This window comes from Arcticibacter tournemirensis, from assembly GCF_006716645.1.
Classification (GTDB): Bacteria; Bacteroidota; Bacteroidia; order Sphingobacteriales; family Sphingobacteriaceae; genus Arcticibacter; species Arcticibacter tournemirensis.
Map to the genome: position 1 here is coordinate 368,066 of NZ_VFPL01000002.1, position 19,303 is coordinate 387,368.

The 19,303-nt window shown below is 44.8% G+C and carries 8 protein-coding genes; 2 read left to right on the plus strand and 6 right to left on the minus strand.

Annotation, left to right across the window (positions count from 1 at the left end; translation table 11 throughout):
* Positions 1 to 323 precede the first annotated feature (323 nt).
* The 6 genes from sov to BDE36_RS23115 all read right to left on the minus strand — a co-directional run bounded on the left by sov (position 324) and on the right by BDE36_RS23115 (position 14,673).
* Positions 324 to 7,316, minus strand: a complete 6,993-nt coding sequence (gene sov, locus BDE36_RS23090) for a T9SS outer membrane translocon Sov/SprA (RefSeq protein WP_455550272.1) — start codon at positions 7,314 to 7,316, stop codon at positions 324 to 326.
* Between the two features lie 39 nt (positions 7,317 to 7,355).
* Complete coding sequence (ruvA, locus tag BDE36_RS23095) at positions 7,356 to 7,946, minus strand: Holliday junction branch migration protein RuvA (RefSeq protein ID WP_128769949.1); 591 nt, start codon at positions 7,944 to 7,946, stop codon at positions 7,356 to 7,358.
* 33 nt (positions 7,947 to 7,979) lie between these two features.
* A complete protein-coding gene (locus tag BDE36_RS23100) occupies positions 7,980 to 10,298 on the minus strand; it encodes an NADP-dependent malic enzyme (protein WP_141816878.1) in 2,319 nt (772 codons plus the stop codon).
* A gap of 306 nt (positions 10,299 to 10,604) precedes the next feature.
* A complete protein-coding gene (locus BDE36_RS23105; protein ID WP_141816879.1) occupies positions 10,605 to 11,201 on the minus strand; it encodes a porin family protein in 597 nt (198 codons plus the stop codon).
* Positions 11,202 to 11,420: 219 nt separating this feature from the next.
* Positions 11,421 to 12,803 (minus strand): LutB/LldF family L-lactate oxidation iron-sulfur protein, encoded by a 1,383-nt coding sequence (locus BDE36_RS23110; RefSeq protein ID WP_141816880.1) that lies wholly within the window; start codon positions 12,801 to 12,803, stop codon positions 11,421 to 11,423.
* Positions 12,804 to 12,891: 88 nt separating this feature from the next.
* The gene (locus BDE36_RS23115) at positions 12,892 to 14,673 is read right to left on the minus strand and encodes a M61 family metallopeptidase (RefSeq protein WP_235904250.1); all 1,782 of its coding nucleotides are present in this window, start codon (positions 14,671 to 14,673) and stop codon (positions 12,892 to 12,894) included.
* Positions 14,674 to 15,000: 327 nt separating this feature from the next.
* On the opposite strand from BDE36_RS23115, the gene BDE36_RS23120 reads away from it, so the two are divergent.
* Both BDE36_RS23120 and BDE36_RS23125 read left to right on the plus strand, forming a co-directional pair.
* The gene (locus tag BDE36_RS23120) at positions 15,001 to 16,074 is read left to right on the plus strand and encodes an efflux RND transporter periplasmic adaptor subunit (protein WP_141816882.1); all 1,074 of its coding nucleotides are present in this window, start codon (positions 15,001 to 15,003) and stop codon (positions 16,072 to 16,074) included.
* 9 nt (positions 16,075 to 16,083) lie between these two features.
* Positions 16,084 to 19,185, plus strand: a complete 3,102-nt coding sequence (locus BDE36_RS23125; protein ID WP_141816883.1) for an efflux RND transporter permease subunit — start codon at positions 16,084 to 16,086, stop codon at positions 19,183 to 19,185.
* The last annotated feature ends 118 nt before the right edge of the window (positions 19,186 to 19,303 follow it).

The window sequence follows — 19,303 nt, forward strand, 5'->3', positions numbered from 1 at the left end:
ACACACAACTTGTCTTAATACCTGATACTCGCCCGCAACACACCTCCGGCCACATTCAACCACTTTGTGTCTTGATAACTGTGTCTTGTATCTTGCTACCTCATACTTGCCCTCACAACTCACATCCTGCAACACACAACTTGTCTTGATACCTGATACTTGTATCTTGATACTTGCCCAACTCACCTCCTGTCACATGCGATCACTTTGTGTCTTGTGTCTTGATACTTGTGTCTTGATACTTGATACTTGTATCTTGATACCCGATACTTTCCCGCAACACACCTCCTGCAACCCGCAACTCACTTCCCACAACACACCTCCTACTGAATCATAAACCTCAGGTTAATACCAAAGTTACTATAAGAAGTGTTAAACGTTTGAGAGGTATAAGGCTTCGTGATATTGCCGTCATAGAAAAGGCGGAGGTTCAAGCGCTGGTTTAAAATATAATCTACTGAAGGACGAAGCGTTATGTTTTTAGCTCCCGATGATACCTCTGCGTCGTCAACATCAGCCCTGTAGATCACCGTCTTGCGATCGTCGACGGCAACATCGACCTTAAAATTAACGTCGTTCTTAAGCTTCCGTCCGTTGAACAATCCGAATGGAAAGCGGAACTGATTCGTGCGGTATCCAAGCCCGAATACAAGTCCGTTTTCGCTTTGCTGGGCAAGCTGACTATTTGCCAGACTCAAGCTCAGAGCTCTCGTTTTACGGTATTCAAAATTTGCAGTAACATTGTTCTTCATCCTGAAATCTACACCAAATAGCGGAACAAACTGTTCAAATAACGTCACCTGCGAGAATTGATAATACGGAAGAAAGTTCCCCTTGGCGTCTTTTACGCTTACAAAGCCATTGGTTTCTCTGAACCGCGTCAATGAATTAAATCCGTTTACATTATATGTAGATCGATAAGTATGCGTGATATCAAAAGAGGCGAACAAGTCGCTGAAGAGATCATACTTCGTAAGTCCGTTATACGAAATCCTCCAGTTAGGCACCGGAATCTTCGGAAAACGTTTCAGACTTATGGTATGAGGATCGCGACCTGAATAAGCGGCTATAAACGACGCAACCACGACATCCTGAGAGTTCTTCCCGTAGCCATCGGCATAGCCATCCTGCTCTCCGTTCGAGTTGGGATTAATAGCCCCAAGCCTTTCCGATATGATCTGCCGGTTCCGTTCAAAGGTTCTGAAAAGGTTCGATTTGCCATCCCCCGAATCCTTAAATGCTGTGCGTAACGAAAAATATGAAATGCTAAAGTCGCCTGTAGTAACCGGGCTCTGGTTTTCAAATTCACTACTTTCACCGTTAAACCTGAAATTGGTCGAATAGTTAAAACTCTGGCTTTTCATAGCAGTCAGCTCGATCGTTAAATCACGTATCGGCTCAATTCTGCCGCGGAGGTTAATATCTTCTTTTCTGGTAGTAATATATAACTGGTTCAGCAGGCTGTCGCGGCTGATCCAGCCCCTTTCAATAGCCTTCCATCGAATATCTTTCTGGCTTCCGAACACAAATCCCCAGCCTGGAGCATCAGCATCGAAATCATATCCAAACAAATTCGTCTTCGGAAGATACCCGGGCAAAAAGGTCCCCTCCGTGCGGGTATAAGCTCCTGTAATGCTTTTTATACTGGTTAAGGCATTTACCAGAAACGAACTGCCGTCAGCACCTGCGCGTCTTACAAATCCGAATTTATTATAAAGGCTTGTAAAATTCAGCGTAGGATTCAGCTGAATGGTGCGCGTATTCTGAATAGTGTTGCCCAGATCAATAGTTGGATCATTAAGCGTTGCCAGCGGTTCCGTTCGCCAGTTAAAGGTAGTACCATATCTCGCAATTACATTTGTCCAGCTTAGCCCGGGGATCTTATTGATCGGAAGTGTATAGTTTATATTAAGATTGTGGCTGTAATCTGTCGTACGGCCCAGTTTCTTCAGATTCTCCCATACAGTATCGCGTGCAAGTCTATCCATCTTTCCCTGCGGCTCGTCTATCACAGAGTAATTGGTAGCATTAAAATCAATTTGCATAGAACGTGTGAGATTCCAGCTGATGCCATAAAGACGACTCATCTGGAAGTTTTTATTATAGGTCGTTCTTATAAAGTTGTCAGGACTGTTATCACGAAGTGTATTTTCAGAATACAACCTGTCGACATCAATCCTGAAATTGATCACCGAAGGCATTAAGTTAAAATTAAAGTCACGCAACAATGCTAAAACATTCGACTTGATAATCTTTGCAAAAGGTGCATAGTTCTTAGGCTTTCCATTATAATTGTAAGCGAGCCCGGCCCTGTAAGTTTTCTGCAATGACAGTTCATTGATAAAGTCACGGTGATCATACTCTGTGAAAGCGTAACTCGCACTGAAATTCTCTATATCCCACAGATGACTCTTTTCTTCTGGATCCGTTCTAATCTTTCTCACGTTGGTAAAATTGATACTTCTCCGCTGTGTATAATCATCGACTATATGATGTATCGAATCCCGTTTAGCTTTTGAAAGATTTGCCAGGCTGTATTCCAGCTCAATATCCTGCGAGCGGGGATCAAACTGTGGGATACTCCTCTGCGAAGAGAAGTTAAAAAACATCGGAATCTTTATCCCCGACCGTTCAGGAAAGAACTTACCCAGTTCCACATTAGTCGACAGATCAAAGAAGCGGTCATCCGAACGGTTTCGTTCGCTCACCCGTTTGTCAATAGAACCAAATCCCACAGTACTTTTGCTACCCGAAACAGTGACATCGGCAAAATCAGCAAGCTTAGCATTCATCCGGGCTGTTGCCGCCCATCCCCCGCGTTCATCGAACTCGGTAAGCCGAAGCTCGTTAAACCACACCTGCGCACTTTTATCAAGTCCGTCGTCTCCGGCTGGTGTTGCGTCATTACGCAAAGGATTGCGAACACCAAGCATGTACACGCGCACTTTGCTCAGATCGGGTTGTCCCATTACATAAATAGTATTATCACCATCCTTGTATGCAAAGGGCTTGTTCTCCGGCCACATCGCCTCATTTCTTGCAGCCTTGGCCATCTGCAATTTTTTAAGTTCAAGGTCAAGCTTATTTTTATCCGGCCATATTGAATAGGGATCCGCCGTACCGGGACTGGTAACTTTCAATGGAATTTCGTACTCATAATAATTATCCCTTGAATCGGCACCAAGCCGGATGATTGCATGAACATCATTGTCTCTTATTTGTTCCCCTTCAGCATGGATAAACATTTCGAGCTTTTTATACGACCTGAAGTCGTTATAGCTATTCTTAAACGCCGCACGGGAATAACCGTCGCGAAGATTTGAAACAGCCACAGCGAGTGATTGCTCGTTTTGCTGCGTTTCGCCCCTGTAATTACTCAGATCTCGCTCCCTTTCAATACCGGGGGGAACAACATATGGAATGGGAGATCTTTTTCCATTCTCTTCAATATTGATAGCGCTAACATCCAGTGTAGAATTATCCGGCGTGCGGGATCCTAAAGCCGGATCAACGATCACATCCTGCGACTGGTTAGAAGCGTTATACCTCCGCCACTCACCTCTAACCAACTGAAGCCGGCCCATGCGAAGCACTGCGGTATCAGCGAAATTGGTCATAAACATCCTGATAAACCGGATGGATTTAAAGTCTTCAATGTTGCCTATTTTTCCCTGGAACTGCGATATAGGAATCCTTAACTGATACCATGAAACCTGCTGGGTGCTGCCATTCGCCAGCTTCACGCTGGAGGTAACTTTATCGGTGATAAAATTCTGACCGACAACCATATCACGTGGACGAATAGAGACTTTATATTCGTAAAACTCGTCGGTAAGCGACATATTATTATCACGGTTCACGTCCTCCCCATCAGGAAGAGGAGTCGCTGCTGAATTTTCTACGCCGGTTTCGGCAAGCGACTGAGCTGAAGTTTTAGAGTTAGATTCCGTGCCGTTATATCTTTCATAGCGCTTCAGTATTCCCGCATTACTATTTTCGATATCACCTCCCCTGAAATAGCGATAGTTATCAGACGACGGGTCATTGTTTATTTCTTCAGCAGCCTGCGAACTAAGCTGTCCCCGTACCTGGTTAAGGAAACCCGAAAAGTGCTGGCGCTCGTCGGCGTCGGTCAAACCCTCAAGTCCGGCATCCTGAAATTGTCTGGACTGCGGATTATTATCAAAAGCCTGAATTACCGGCTGAAGCTTAGGCACTCTGCCCCATACGGTCTCGTCGGTGCGCGAAGGGTCGCCATCCGGAGCAAGTCCGTTCTCCAGCGATTTCCTGCCATCTTTTAAGATATCTTCCGAGATATTTCCAAGGTTAAAATACAGATCACCTCCCGGTGAGTCAGGCTTATATATAAACGGATCGAGTACCCAAAACTCTATAAATTCAATATTGAGCGCTTCAAAATCGGTCGTCTCTAACTTTCGAAATATTCCACCCCAGCGATTCTTAGGATTAGAGAGTGTTCCATCGGGATTCACTCCTGATGTCGTATAATTATAAGGCCCCCTTACATTCGGATAATAAGTAAGATCCAAAGTAGGCAGTGTTAATGGCTGGCCGGTAACCGATTGTTTCAACGGAAACACCTCCTGCTCAAGCACTTCACGTACATAGTGGTTCGACTGCTCATTGCGATTGTTGCGAATGTTGGCTGGAGCAAGCGAGTTATTCCTGTTAAAAAATATCGGATCTATATTATAGAATGCAAGCCGGGCACGATTATACCCGTATGCAAGATCATTGCTTAATGCCGCCTCTGGAAAGAGATTGTTCGACGTAACGGGAGTACCCGAGATTTGCCAGGCGACAGCACTTTTTAGATCAATAACCGACCTGCTGCCCTCGAAATCATCCAGATAACTCACCCCATTCTTGCTGCCCGCGAAGTTCAGCGAGCGGGGATGTCCGGGAATAAGATTTGCAAACTCACCCGAAAACGTCAAAGAAGAGGGTTCCTTCGTTTCGATAAAAGGGATCTTATCTACCAGTCGTGTCAACAGTCGCGAGTCGGAACTGTAATTGGCATCCAGCCCCCACATGGTATTCGAGATCGGCTCTTCTCCAATGTTCACCTTGGCTGTCAGTGGCTTCTCCGTGAGGTTCATGATTGTACCTCCCAGGTTTAGCTTATTGTTCACCCTGTAATCCAGGTGAGTTCCAAAAAGCGACCGCTGCTGAAGGCCAAAAAGTTCACTATTTTCCAGCTTAATCCGAATAGGCTGACCTGAATTGAGCAGAGCCTGATTGAGTATCCGCACACGGCCAATATTGTAATCCACCGTAAAGTCTGTACCTTCCACCAAAGGCAGGGTTCCCGCTGTTACCTGCACGGATCCCGCCGGAATATTAATCGCGTTTAACTGAAACTCCGATCCTACTTCCGATTGATAAGTGCCGCGGATAATATAACGGTTGAGACCAGGATATAACTGCTGGGCGTCAGCCCTTGTAAGGTCGTACAGCTGCTGGAAAACATATTTATCTCTTAAGTTCGTTTCAGATGGATTGAATTTCGCCGCCAGATCAGAGCCGAAGGGCTCCAGCAGCGGAAATGTGATCCTCCCGTTCAGGGGATCTATTGTGATGCCTTCTATAAAATCAAAATAACCATCAGGGGCTTTATCCCCGTTCTGGGTCAGGTTGTCCAGATTAGTTAACTGGAGCCATCGTTTCCCATTGGTATTTACGCCCTCTGTCACCGATGGAGTTTCTACACCGCTCTTTTCATCAAGTCTGTAGATATTAAGATTAAAATCATTTCTGCTGATCTGGTAAGCACCCAACGAGTAAATATTCTTCATCATCAGGTCCCAGGTAGGCAGGTTGGTTTTAAGCATTTCGTTTTTCAGAAGCTTTACGAACAGCATACTTGGATTAGCCGGATCGACCGGAACATCGGAAGAAAACTCTCCAACCTGGTATTCTACGCCGTTGTAGTTGTATCTGAACGCCACTGCAAGGACCTCATCAGCATTAAGCGCAAAGTTCAAAGAGATATATCCGAGACGTGGGTTTAACGTAAACTCCCTGTCGGTAAGCTTACGGGCATATGTTAACTTGGAATAATTGTCGGTTCCACGATTGCCCTGAAAATATTCAGTGACCGCATTCGAATTGGTGTTGCGCACCTGAGCTGAATAATTCAGTAAGTTCTGCAGCAGGTTATTGGATTGTTGAAGAAAAGCAGGATCACCTACCGGACCGGCGGCGGGCAAGACAGATCCGCCACTTCTCAACTGCCTGTTATCAAATGGATTGGACTCACCTAAATCCATCAGCGCCAGCACATCCCTCGAATCGGTAGTACTATTATTTCTGTTCGTCACCCACACCTCAATTTGGGTGATATTGATGTTCGACCGGATAAGCGGCAGGCTTTGAAGTGCCTGATTATAGTTTTGTCTGAAGTATTGAGCCAGGAAAAAATGCTTGTTCACTTCGTAGCTGTCAGCGCTGATCCTGAATTCATTCTGCTGCGATCCGTTAGTAATGGTAATCTCCTTTTGCTGCGACTTCTGCTGAGAAAAAATACTGGTAACATTCAGCTTGCCAAACTGCAGCTGCGTTTTTATACCAAATAAAGCCTGGCTACCGCTGATCAAAGTCGAATTTAGCGGAAGACTTACGTTCCCGGCTTCAATCTTTTGGATAATATCATCAGGCTGCCCGGCATAATCCAGCTTCATCTGGTTTTCAAAATCAAACTGAGCCTCCGTGTTATAGTTAGTACCCAGCTTAAAATTCTTACCGATCTGACCAGTGACGTTCATCTGTATACGCTGATCAAAGTCGAAGTTCGTTTGCTTTCGCTGCCGTTCGTTGAAAAGAGGGTTTTCATTTTTGTTTATCCTCCCCGAAAGGGTAAGGTCTGCAGAGCCCTGGGGTCTTATGTCGATCGTAGACCCCCCAAAAATACGTTCAAAGGCACGACTGTTTACCGTGATGGAGGGGATAAGGCCATTTTGCTGCATCCTCGCAGTAGCTGTATCAGTTAGCTGCCGCCAATAGTCACGCTTTAGCTGCTCGGTTTCATAACGCTCGTATTCTTCAATGGTGAGGTATTGAGGCGGGCGATACAGGCGATCACCGATCATTTCCCGGATAATGTAGCGACGGCTTGCAGGGTCGAATTCTACACTACGCTTTATATTAGATGGCTTTTGTAAATAAAACCCCGGTGCGGGATCCAGATCCAGAGTTTTGGTATCTTTAAATGGGTATGGTATCCGAAGACTGTCGGTCCTGCGCTGTGCAAATCCTTTCAGCTGCAACAAACACAAAACACTACAGATACTAAATATGAAAATAGCAGATATTCGTCTCACATCCCCTGATAAACTCTATAAATTTTTCAAAGCGGACTTTATCAATTGCTCTACAGATAGATTTCCCTGTTCCTTTTGAGTTTGAGATACGTTATCCAAAGCTTTCTCTGCCACGTTCTTAGAAAACCCAAGCATGACGAGAGCTGACAATGCTTCCTCTTTTGCAGTGTTATACTGCGGAATGTCAGTCAAGGTTTCAATTCCTTCCTTTTTTAATTTATCCTGCAATTCAAGAATAAGGCGTTGAGCAGTTTTGGGGCCAATACCTTTAATCTTCTTAATCTGCGAAAGGTCGCCTTTTACAATAGCAACCTGTATTTCCTCAGGCGTGATGGATGAGAGGATCATCCTGCCCGTGCCGGGACCGATACCAGAAACAGAAATCAGATGAAGGAATAAACGACGTTCTCCTTCATCTGAAAATCCGTATAATGTATGGGCATCTTCTTTAACATGAAGCCATGTATACAACTTACATCGCTCGGTACCAGGCAATTTCGAATATGTATTAAGCGAAATATTAATGTGATAACCAATGCCTCCGGCATCGATTATCACATATGCGGCACATTTAAAAACAAGTTTTCCGTCAATATATGCGTACATATTCTTTAAGCAGATCTTACCATAATCTAATTATCAATTCATTACCAGCCCGAAAACACCTTTCTTTTCCTTGGCCGAGGCAGCCTCTTCCTCCTTAGTCTGCACATCAACAACCGCAATAGTCACCATATTCACAATCTCACGGACCGAGCTGCCGATCTGAAGGATATGTACCGGCTTGTTCAAACCCAGAAGAATCGGCCCTACAGCTTCGGCTCCGCCAAGTTCCTGTAGCAGCTTATATGAAATATTACCAGACTCAAGATTAGGGAATACCAAAGTATTAGCCGGATTACCGCTAAGTTTACTGAAAGGGAAGTTATCCTTCAGCAAACACTCGTTAATGGCGAAGTTAGCCTGCATTTCACCATCGACCGTTATGTGAGGATATTGCTCATGAAGTATGCGGACAGCTTCCCGTGTTTTTTCCGGCACCCCTCCTTTCGTAGAACCAAAGTTAGAATACGACAGGATAGCAATCCTCGGATTAACATTAAACTTCCTTACTGAATGATCGATCAGCGTGGTTATAGCAACAAGTTCATCAACGTTCGGATTCTTATTTACAGTGGTATCACCGAAGAAGATAGGACCCTTTTTAGTTAGCATCATATACATTCCGGCAACTTTGCTAACATCAGGTTCTGTACCGATAATATGGAGAGCAGGCCGTACTGTCGACCCATAATCTTTAGTAAGTCCCGAAATCAGAGCGTCCGCAGCTCCAAACTGCACCATACATGCTCCGAAATAATTACGGTCCTTCACCATACCCATGGCCTTAGCGATAGTGACGCCCTTTCTCTGTCTTTTCTCGAACAAGAAATTCGCGTATTGATCCAGCATTTCCGTTTCCTCCAGGGGATCTATAATCTGGACTCCGTTAAGGTCGAGGGAGTGCTCTTCAATTATATCCTGTATTTTCTTCCTGTTGCCAAGGAGGATAGGAATAGCGATACCGTCTTCTTTAACGATCTGAACTGCCTTCAATATTTTATGATGATCTGCCTCGGCGAACACCACTTTCTTTGGATTAGATTTAGCCCTGTTACTTAACGTTCTGAGCAAGGCATCTTCACCGCCCAACCTTCTGCCGAGTTCTTCTGTATAGGCGTCCCAGTCGGTTATTGCAGCGCGTGCCACTCCCGACTCCATTGCTGCTCTTGCCACTGCGGGGGAGACCGAAGTAATTAAACGGGGATCCATAGGCTTAGGGATAATATACTCCTTGCCAAACTTCAAGTTCTGCAAATTATAAGCAAGCATTACAGCCTCAGGGACAGGCTTCTTAGCCATGTCTGCGATAGCTTTAACCGCAGCAATCTTCATCTCCTCGTTAATCGTAACAGCCCGTACATCCATCGCACCCCTGAAGATATAAGGGAAGCCTAGTACGTTGTTTACCTGGTTGGGATAATCAGAGCGACCCGTAGCCATGATGATATCTTTACGCGCCGCAATAGCAAGCTCGTAAGCGATCTCAGGATTAGGGTTAGCCATTGCAAAAACAATAGGGTTTTTTGCCATCCCCTTTAAAGAATCCGGCGAAAGAACGTCGGCAGCAGAAAGGCCGATAAACACGTCGGCATCTTTCATTGCTTCATCCAGAGTATATATATCTCTGTCGGTTGCAAACTCAGCTTTTAAAGGATCCAGTTTTGCCCTGTCTCTCCTGATCACACCTGTACGGTCGATCATGACAATATTCTCTTTCCGTGCCCCCAGGCTTACATACAACCTGGAACAAGAGATCGCAGCCGCACCAGCTCCGTTCACTACTATTTTAACCTTCTCGAGCTTCTTCTTCTGTAGCTCACAGGCGTTTAGCAATGCTGCGGCAGAGATAATGGCAGTGCCATGCTGATCATCATGCATTACCGGAATGCTCATCTCTTCTTTAAGCCGCCGTTCAATTTCAAAGCATTCAGGCGCTTTAATATCCTCCAGGTTAATACCTCCGAAGGTGGGCTCAAGAGCTTTTACAATGGTGACGAACTCGTCGACGCTCTTAGTGTTCAGCTCAAGATCGAATACGTCGATATCCGCAAAGATTTTAAAAAGAAGTCCTTTGCCCTCCATTACCGGCTTACCAGCTTCAGGGCCTATGTCGCCCAGGCCTAATACAGCCGTACCATTACTAATAACTGCTACGAGATTTCCTTTAGCGGTATATTTATAAACATCATCTTTATTTTCAGCAATTTTCAAACAAGGTTCAGCTACTCCGGGTGAGTAAGCCAATGTAAGGTCGCGCTGAGAATTTGTAGGTTTAGTTGGTAATACCTGGATCTTACCAGGACGCCCCTGGGAGTGATAATCCAGGGCATCCTTCTTTCGATTTAATTTGTCCATTATAATCTATATTGGGAAGTAACAAAACTACAATTCTATAAGGAAAGCGCAAATAAAGTTTAATTAGGATGTGGGATACAGGATGTGTGTTGCGGGTTGTAGGAGGCTTGTTGCGGGTTGTATGTTGAAGGTTGTAAGATCGAGGTTGAAGGTTGTGCGTTAGGAATTATGGGTTATGGATTATGAGTTGACGTATATAGGGTAGTAAACAGGCAAAGGTCCGTTAAAAATAGCCAGATATCATATAAAGCAAAAAGGCTCCCTGGGGGAGCCTTTTTGCTTTATATGAATAATTCATTGTGTATCCTAGAATAGAAATCCTACAGATATCGAGAACACTTTATTCTTGGCTGTAACATCAGCAAGTTCAGACTCCTTCATAACATTAATAAGCCCAAGTCCATAATTGGCATTAAGCGTAAGGCCATTGCTAAACTCTAAGCCTCCAAGAAAATTAACGCCAAAATCTGCAGTATTAAAAGAAGACTCATCTTCATCCAGGCTCTCGCCGTCCAGCTTATATTTCTCAGAAAGCTTTACTCCTGCGTAAGGCCCGCCACCCAGAAATATTTTACCAAAGGAAACTGGAAACTTTGCCAATGCATTAACAGGAATATCAAGGTACATGACGTTGACCTCAGCTTCCTCTTCGCCAGAATCACTCTTAAATCCTTTTCCTGAAACGCCAATACCTGGTTGAATTGAGAAATTAGGAGAAACCCCATAATCTACAAAGCCATGAAAATGAAAGGAGGTGAGAGAAGATAGCGAAACGCTCATTCCGCTGCTGCTAAATGTTTGATTTGCAAAGTTAACACCGGCTTTTAATCCGTACTTAACTTCCTGTCCGAATACAGCTCCCATTACGAACAGCAAGGAGAGGCTTAGGAAAACTTTTTTCATATTAATTTATATTTTCGTCAAATATAAATACTGTTCTCCTTATGCTACAAGATTTTTTTCAACGAACTGAGAAACTTTGCTTACATACAGGCTATATTCAACGATATAGGCAGAACAATACATTATGACGCTTAGCTTTAATTCATAACCCATAATTCATAACCCAGAACACTCAACTCTGAACCCACATCCCATAACCTGCAACCCGCAACCCATAACTCACCTCTTTCCTCTTCCTTCTTTCCACTGCTTGCTGAAGGACTTTTCGGCAACCTCAGGCATATCCCGGTATTTACCCCAGCTCTTTTTGAAAAAGGTTTTTAAGATGAGGTTTTTCATCTTACCCCCTACCATATCCATCCAGCTTCTTTTAAGCATGGCGCGCTTCCATCCTTTCCAACCAAGTGTTTCCGCTTTGGGACTAAGTCCCTCCTTCACAGCATCCCGGCGGTTCAGAAGAAGCATTTTATGAATATCTATTTTGACAGGGCAAACTTCGGTGCACTTTCCGCAAAGGCTTGAAGCGTAGCTAAGATGTTTAAACTCCTCCATCCCTTTAAAATGGGGAGTAATAACAGAGCCTATTGGGCCGCTATAGGTAGTCTGATAGGTATGCCCTCCAACATTTTTATAAACCGGGCAGGCATTCAAGCAGGCGCCGCAACGTATACAATACAAACCCTGCCGTTGCTCTTTGTGAGCTAAGAGCTCAGTCCGTCCGTTATCGAGCAAGATCACATACATCTCTTCCGGGCCGTCTGTTTCACCTTCCTGCCGCGGTCCACCCAGTATGGTGTTATAAACAGTGAGATTCTGTCCCGTACCATGAGTCGATAAAAGAGGAAGGAACAGGTCGAGGTCTGAAATAGAAGGAATGAGTTTTTCTATCCCCGCTATGGCAATATGTATCTTAGGGAACGTAGTTGAGAGCCTCGCGTTTCCTTCATTCTCTGTCAACGAAATACTTCCTGTATCGGCTATCAAAAAATTCGCACCAGTAATGCCTATATCTGCTGAGGTATATTTTTCACGCAGAAGTTCCCTGGCTTTAAGCGTAAGCTGCTCAGGAGTTGCATCAGGAGGCGTACCAAACTTCTCATGAAAAAGTTTTGCGATATCTTCCTTGCTAAGATGCATAGCAGGAGTAACAATATGGTATGGCTTCTGGCCAAGCAACTGAACGATATACTCGCCCAAATCACTTTCAATCGATTCAATGTGATGTTCTTCCAGAAATTCATTCAAATGAATTTCTTCTGTAGTCATCGATTTAGATTTTATAACCGTCTTTGCACCAGACCGGCGGACAATCTTTAAGATCTCTTCTGTAGCTTCTTCTGCATCATTGGCCCAGATAACCTTCCCGCCTCTTCTCTGAAAGTTTGCTTCAAATTCAGGCAGCAGCTTATCAAGGTTTTCCATCACCTTCCACTTGATCACATGCGCCTTCCTCTTCGATGCTTCAAGATTCACAAGCTTTGACAAACCCCTCTCAACCGCTGTATGATACCTTCCGATATTGAAATTAATGATACGGCGATGATCCAGATCAAATGCTTTCTCCTCTGATGCTCCCTGAAAATCCTCAGCAAATTTTGTCATATAGCGAAGTTAGGTGTTTTTAACCGGAATTCAATTTTTCGACAGTATAAGCCATCATCCTCAACTGTCCGTTCTCAATTGTCAATTGTCAAAGCTTCAGCCACTTCTTCCTGACTGCCAGTTGCTCTGCTGTCGCATTCTTATCCGCTTCAATACGGAACTTGCCATTCGTATCAGGAGTCAACGTCAGCTCTATGGTTTTCAATAGACCATCCCGCGAAATAATAACGCTGATCTTATCGCCAACTTTTCCCGATGCAATGATCTTGTCAAGGTCGGTAGTACGTAAGGCATCAGTAGTGCCGTTAACCCGGTAGCCGTCAACCGCAATTATTTCGTCATTTACACTCAGTCCGCCGATCCAGGCAGATCCTCCTCTTGTTACCGAACTCACTATTAACTTGCCCTCTTTTTGCGACGCAGTGATACCCAAAGAAGGCACATTGCTTCCCGCGTTCTCATTCACAAGACTTAAGCCGGCATGTCCGAGATGTACATTATAGTTAATAGGCGAAGTGCCATGTACATAATCCCTGTAAAAATTATCTAGAGAGATACCTGCTATTTTCTCGGCCATCGCTTTGAACTCGTCGCCAGTATAGCCCCTTTTTTGCCTGATATAGTATTCGTCGTACATAGCTTTCATAACATCGTCCAGGCCTTTAGCAGCTTTTGTCGCGTTCAATATCTCCAGGTCGAGTATCATGCCGAGCAGGGCCCCTTTATTATAGTACGATATAGTAGAATTCCTTGAGTTCTCGTTGGGGCGGTAATACTTTATCCAGGCGTCGAAGCTTGATTCACTCACTGGCTGTATTTTACTCCCCGGCTGATTCTCCACCACTTTAATATCTTCGCAAAGTACTTCCAGGTACTTTTCAGGAGAATAAAACTCCGCTCTCCGGAGCATAAGGTTATCGTAATAGGCAGTAAACCCTTCGGCAATCCACAGATCCGTAGTATAGTTCTCAGTGTCGTAGTCAAAAGGCCCTAAGGCCTGCGGACGCAGCCTCTTCACGTTCCAGAGGTGAAAATATTCGTGCGCTACCAAACCAAGAAAGCCCTTATAGCTCTTTTCTGATTTATATCCCAGACGTGAAGCGCCAAGAACAGTTGAATTAAGATGCTCTAAACCACCTCCTCCATTCTGAAAATTATGAACAATAAAAACATACCGCTTATTCGGGTTTTCCTTAAAAATCTCAGTCTCCGTTTCGATGATTAAAGCCATGTCTGCCGACAATTTTTCCTTGTCGTAGTTACCTCCGCCATACATAGCCACTTCATGTTTCACCCCGGCAGCCTCAAACTCAAATACATCCTGATTGCCAACTTCAATAGGAGAGTCGTACAGGACATCAAAATTTTCGGCGTAGAACGTATTCTTCTTTCCCTTTACCGCATCAAGACCGGTAGATATTTTTTTCCAGTCAACATGAGGATTAATGCTTACTGTTGCCGGCTGATTAATAAGCCCGTCAACATACATAAATATTCCTGTGGGCGACAAAAAGGCATGCGACTCATCAATAAAGCTCGTCCTTACCGATATTTCAAACGCATACACACGATACCCGGCTTTGATGCCCTCTTTACCCTTTGCGGCAATTCGCCATGTATTCTTATCAAGCTTCTGAACTTTCAGAGGAGCATTATCCGCCCCCTTAGCATAAAAGCCCTCTACGTTCTTTGCAAACTCCCTTACCAGATAAGACCCCGGAGCCCATACCGGCATTTTCAAATCAATAAAATCACTTTTATTACCAGAAATCTGCATTTCCACGTCGGCATAATGTGCCTGTGGCTCGGTAAAAGATATTTGAAAAGAGATTCCAGGTTGAGCGATCAACCCATTAAACGACGATATCATAAAAATCAAAGCAAAACAAAAGTACCTGTTCATAGTCTGCCGCAAAAGTAAATGAAAATGATGATAAAAGCCGTTAGAAATCAGCAATCGGCTATTAGCTAAAAGAAACCAGGACTTAAAGAAGCCCATTACTGATTTCTGAATGCAGATGACAGAATACTGACGACTGATTTCTGACAGCTACTATAGTAAAATCCTTGATACACCTATTAAAAAACACACTTACATAGTATTTTTGCAGTTCTAAAATAAGACGCAAGTCTTTTTTTATGTTACCAGAACCAGGCTTTCCGGCGGTAATAAAACGATCGAACCACTTAAATCACAATGAAAACAAAATATATTATTTATGCTTTACTGATCATTGGTCTTGGCTATCTCATATTCTATCGGATAAAAAAGAATAGCGGAGTAGAACAATCAGCTGGTGGTCCGCCTCAGGGAGGAGCATCGCAAAAGCCCATGACCGTCAATGGCATAGTTGTAAGCCCCGTTCGATTCGCGAACAGCCTTACCGTTACAGGTTCTGTAGACGCAAACGAGCAGGTACAGATCAGAAGTGAGGTACAGGGCATCATCCGAAGCATCTCTTTTAAAGAAGGAACAAACGTTTCTAAAGGACAGGTTTTATTAAGAATAGACGATTCGGAACTCAGGGCTCAGCTTGCGCAGGCACTGACGAGAGAAAACCTCGCCGCCGAAACCGAAAGACGGGCACAGCTTCTGCTTGAAAAGGAAGCCATCAGCCGGGAGGAATACGATGTAGCGCTTGCCGATTACCGTGCTTTAAAAGCACAAACCCAGTTGATCAGGGCGCAATTAGCTAAAACCGTGATCAGAGCGCCCTTCAGTGGTAAAATCGGCCTTCGATCTGTATCACAGGGAGAATATCTAACACCAACAACCGTTGTCACCAGTCTGGTTAATATAAACCCTGTGAAGATCACCTTTTCTGTACCCGAAAAGTACTCCACCATGGTGAGGAACAACACCAAACTAACATTCACATTATCAGGTTCGAACGAAAAACATACGGCAACGGTGTACGCAATAGAACCACAGGTGGAAGCAAGCACCCGCACTCTTCAGTTGCGGGCAAGAGCGGCTAACCCCGACGGATCGCTTATTCCGGGATCATTCGCCAATATTCAGCTGCCTCTCAATACCATTGAGAACGCCATCCTGATCCCTACGCAATCCGTTATTCCGGTGCAGAACGGCAAAAAAGTATTTACCTCTCAAAACGGGAAAGCAAAAGAAGTAGTGATCGAAACCTCCTCCCGGACAGAGAAAGATATCCTGGTAACAACAGGATTGAAAGAAGGCGATACTGTCCTTACTACAGGGATCATGACATTAAAGGAAGGAAGTCCGGTAAAGGTTATCACCGGCCGGAAATAAGAGGAACTTATGAGTTTATCAACAACAAGTATAAAACGGCCGGTCCTTACAATCGTAATGAACCTGATCCTGATCTTATTTGGGATTATTGGATATACTTTTTTGGGAGTACGGGAATACCCTTCCATCGATCCGGCGATTATATCAGTGCGTACCAGCTATTCGGGAGCGAATCCTGATATAATTGAGTCGCAGATCACAGAACCACTCGAAAAATCGATCAATTCAATTGACGGAATACGAAATATCACCTCATCCAGTAATCAGGGATCAAGCAATATCAGCATTGAGTTTAACCTCGAAAAGAACCTTGAGGAAGCTGCAAATGATGTAAGGGATAAAGTATCGCAAGCAACCAGAAGTCTTCCGCAGGATATTGACGCGCCTCCTGTTGTTTCAAAAGCTGACGCCGACTCTGATCCCATTATGACAATGACCGTTCAGAGCAATAAACGGGACCAGCTTGCTTTGAGTGACTATGCGGAGAACGTCATATCTCAAAGGATCCAGACGATACCCGGTGTGAGCAGTGTGCAGATATGGGGACAAAAGAGATATGCCATGCGGCTTTGGATCGACCCGATGAAGCTGGCGTCCTACGGACTTACAGTATCAGACATCAGGACTGCGCTGACACGGGAAAATGTGGAACTGCCTTCCGGCAAAGTAACGGGTGCGAATACCGAACTGAGCGTGAGAACCCTGGGGAATCTATCGAGCGCTGAACAGTTTAACAACCTTATAGTACGCACGCAGGGTGACAAGATCATTCGTTTCAGCGACATCGGCCACGCCACGCTGGGACCTGAAAATCTGGAAACCCAGATGACCCAGTCGGGCGAACCAATGGTAGGCCTTGCCGTTATTCCGCAGCCGGGAACTAACTATCTTGAGATTGCTTCAGCTTTCAAAGAACGCTTTGAGCAATTAAAAAAAGAGCTGCCCGACGACATTAAGCTGGATATAGCCATTGACAATACACTGTTCATCAAACAGTCGGTAACCGAAGTAGCAGAAACCATCCTGATAGCCCTGATACTCGTTATCCTCATCATTTACCTCTTCTTCCGCGACTGGGGCATCGCATTCAGGCCATTGATCGATATACCGGTGTCGCTTATCGCAACCTTCTTCATCATGTACCTGATGGGATTTTCAGTGAACGTGCTGACGCTGCTCGCCATCGTGCTGGCAACCGGACTGGTAGTTGACGACGGGATTGTGGTGACCGAGAATATCTTTAAAAAGGTAGAAGAGGGCATGTCGCCCATAGAAGCGGCCATTAAGGGTTCCAATGAGATCTTCATGGCAGTAATCTCTATTTCCATCACGCTGGCAGCCGTATTCCTTCCGGTGATATTTCTTGAAGGCTTCGTAGGGCGACTGTTCCGCGAGTTTGGAGTAGTGATAGGAGCAGCGGTGCTGATATCGGCATTCGTTTCATTAACGCTGACACCGATGCTGAATGCCTATCTCATGAAGGGCGGGACGCATAAAAAATCAAGGTTCTACGAAATCACAGAACCTTATTTCGAAAAAATGAACAAGGGCTATGCCCGCGCCCTTGAAAAATTCATGAAAAGAAAATGGCTTAGCTTTCCTATTCTGTTAGGTTGCCTCGGCCTCATTGGCCTGTTCTACACAATCCTTCAGAAAGAAACGGCGCCGTATGACGACAGGAGCTACTTAAGAACCGTTGTCAGCGCTCCCGAAGGCGCTTCGTTCGAGTATATGGACCGCTACATGAAGGAGCTGACTAAACTCGTAAATGATTCTATACCCGAGAAAAGAATTAACCTCATAATGACGTCTCCTGGCTTCGGCTCGGCATCCGTCAATAGCGGCAGAATGCTGATAAGGCTTGTACAACCCGATGAACGCGAGATGTCGCAAAAGGATATTGCTCAAAAACTGACAAAAATGACCCGACGGTTTAGTGAAGGAAAAATCCTCGTCACACAGCAACCAACTATCTCGGTAAACCGGCGCGGGGGACTTCCGGTTCAGTTCATTATCCAGGCGCCCAACTTTCAAAAGCTAGAGCAGAAAGTGCCCCAATTTATGGACGAGGTTTCTAAGGATCCAACATTTACAGTAAGTGATATCGACCTGAAGTTCAACCGGCCGGAAATAAATATATCCATTGACCGCGACAAAGCCCAAAGCCTGGGAGTGTCGGTTATCGATGTAGCTCAAACCCTGCAGCTGTCGCTTAGCGGTCAGAGGTTCGCCTACTTTATGATGAGCGGACGGCAATACCAGGTGATAGGCCAGTTCGATAAAGCCGACAGGGACGATCCGCTGGACCTTACTTCCATCTTCGTCAGAAGCAATACAGGCCAGCTCATCCAGCTGGACAACCTGGTTACCATGAAAGAGCAGAGCAGCCCGCCACAGCTATATCATAATAACCGGTACCTATCTGCCACTGTTTCGGCCGGACTGGCGCCTGGTAAAAGTATGGGCGACGGAATCGAAGCAATGGAAAGGATAGCTGATAAAGTTTTAGATGAAACCTTCTCAACGGATCTTGGCGGCGAATCACGCGACTTCGTTGAAAGTGGCTCCAATACAATGTTTGCATTCGGACTGGCGCTTCTGCTGATCTATCTTATTCTGGCAGCGCAGTTTGAAAGTTTCGTCGACCCACTCATCATCATATTAACAGTTCCAATGGCTGTAGCAGGAGCGATGCTTTCTCTATGGCTCACCGGTCAGACATGGAATATATTCAGCCAGATAGGTACCATCATGCTCATTGGTTTAGTCACCAAGAATGGGATCCTGATCGTTGAATTTGCGAATAAGCTGCGCGAGCAAGGGAAACCAAAAATGACGGCTATTATCGAAGCAGCCGAAGCACGGTTAAGGCCTATCCTGATGACAAGCCTTGCCATTGCATTAGGCGCATTACCCATTGCCCTTGCCCTTGGCGCCGCTGCGCAGAGCCGGATGGGAATGGGGATCGTGATTGTAGGAGGAACTATTTTCTCTCTCGTCCTTACATTATTTGTGATTCCCGCCATTTATGCCATGTGGTCAAGGAAACGTAAAACGAACCAAGAGCAGGAGAAAATAGAAGCATTTGAAAAATCAGAAGCAAGCTTCTGATTTTTGGCTGTTGGCGATTAGCTATTAGCAATTGGGTATTTAGGAACTGAATGCTAATAGTCAATTACTAACAGCCAACAACTAGTACAATTAGAATTGAGAAAATATAAAACATTAA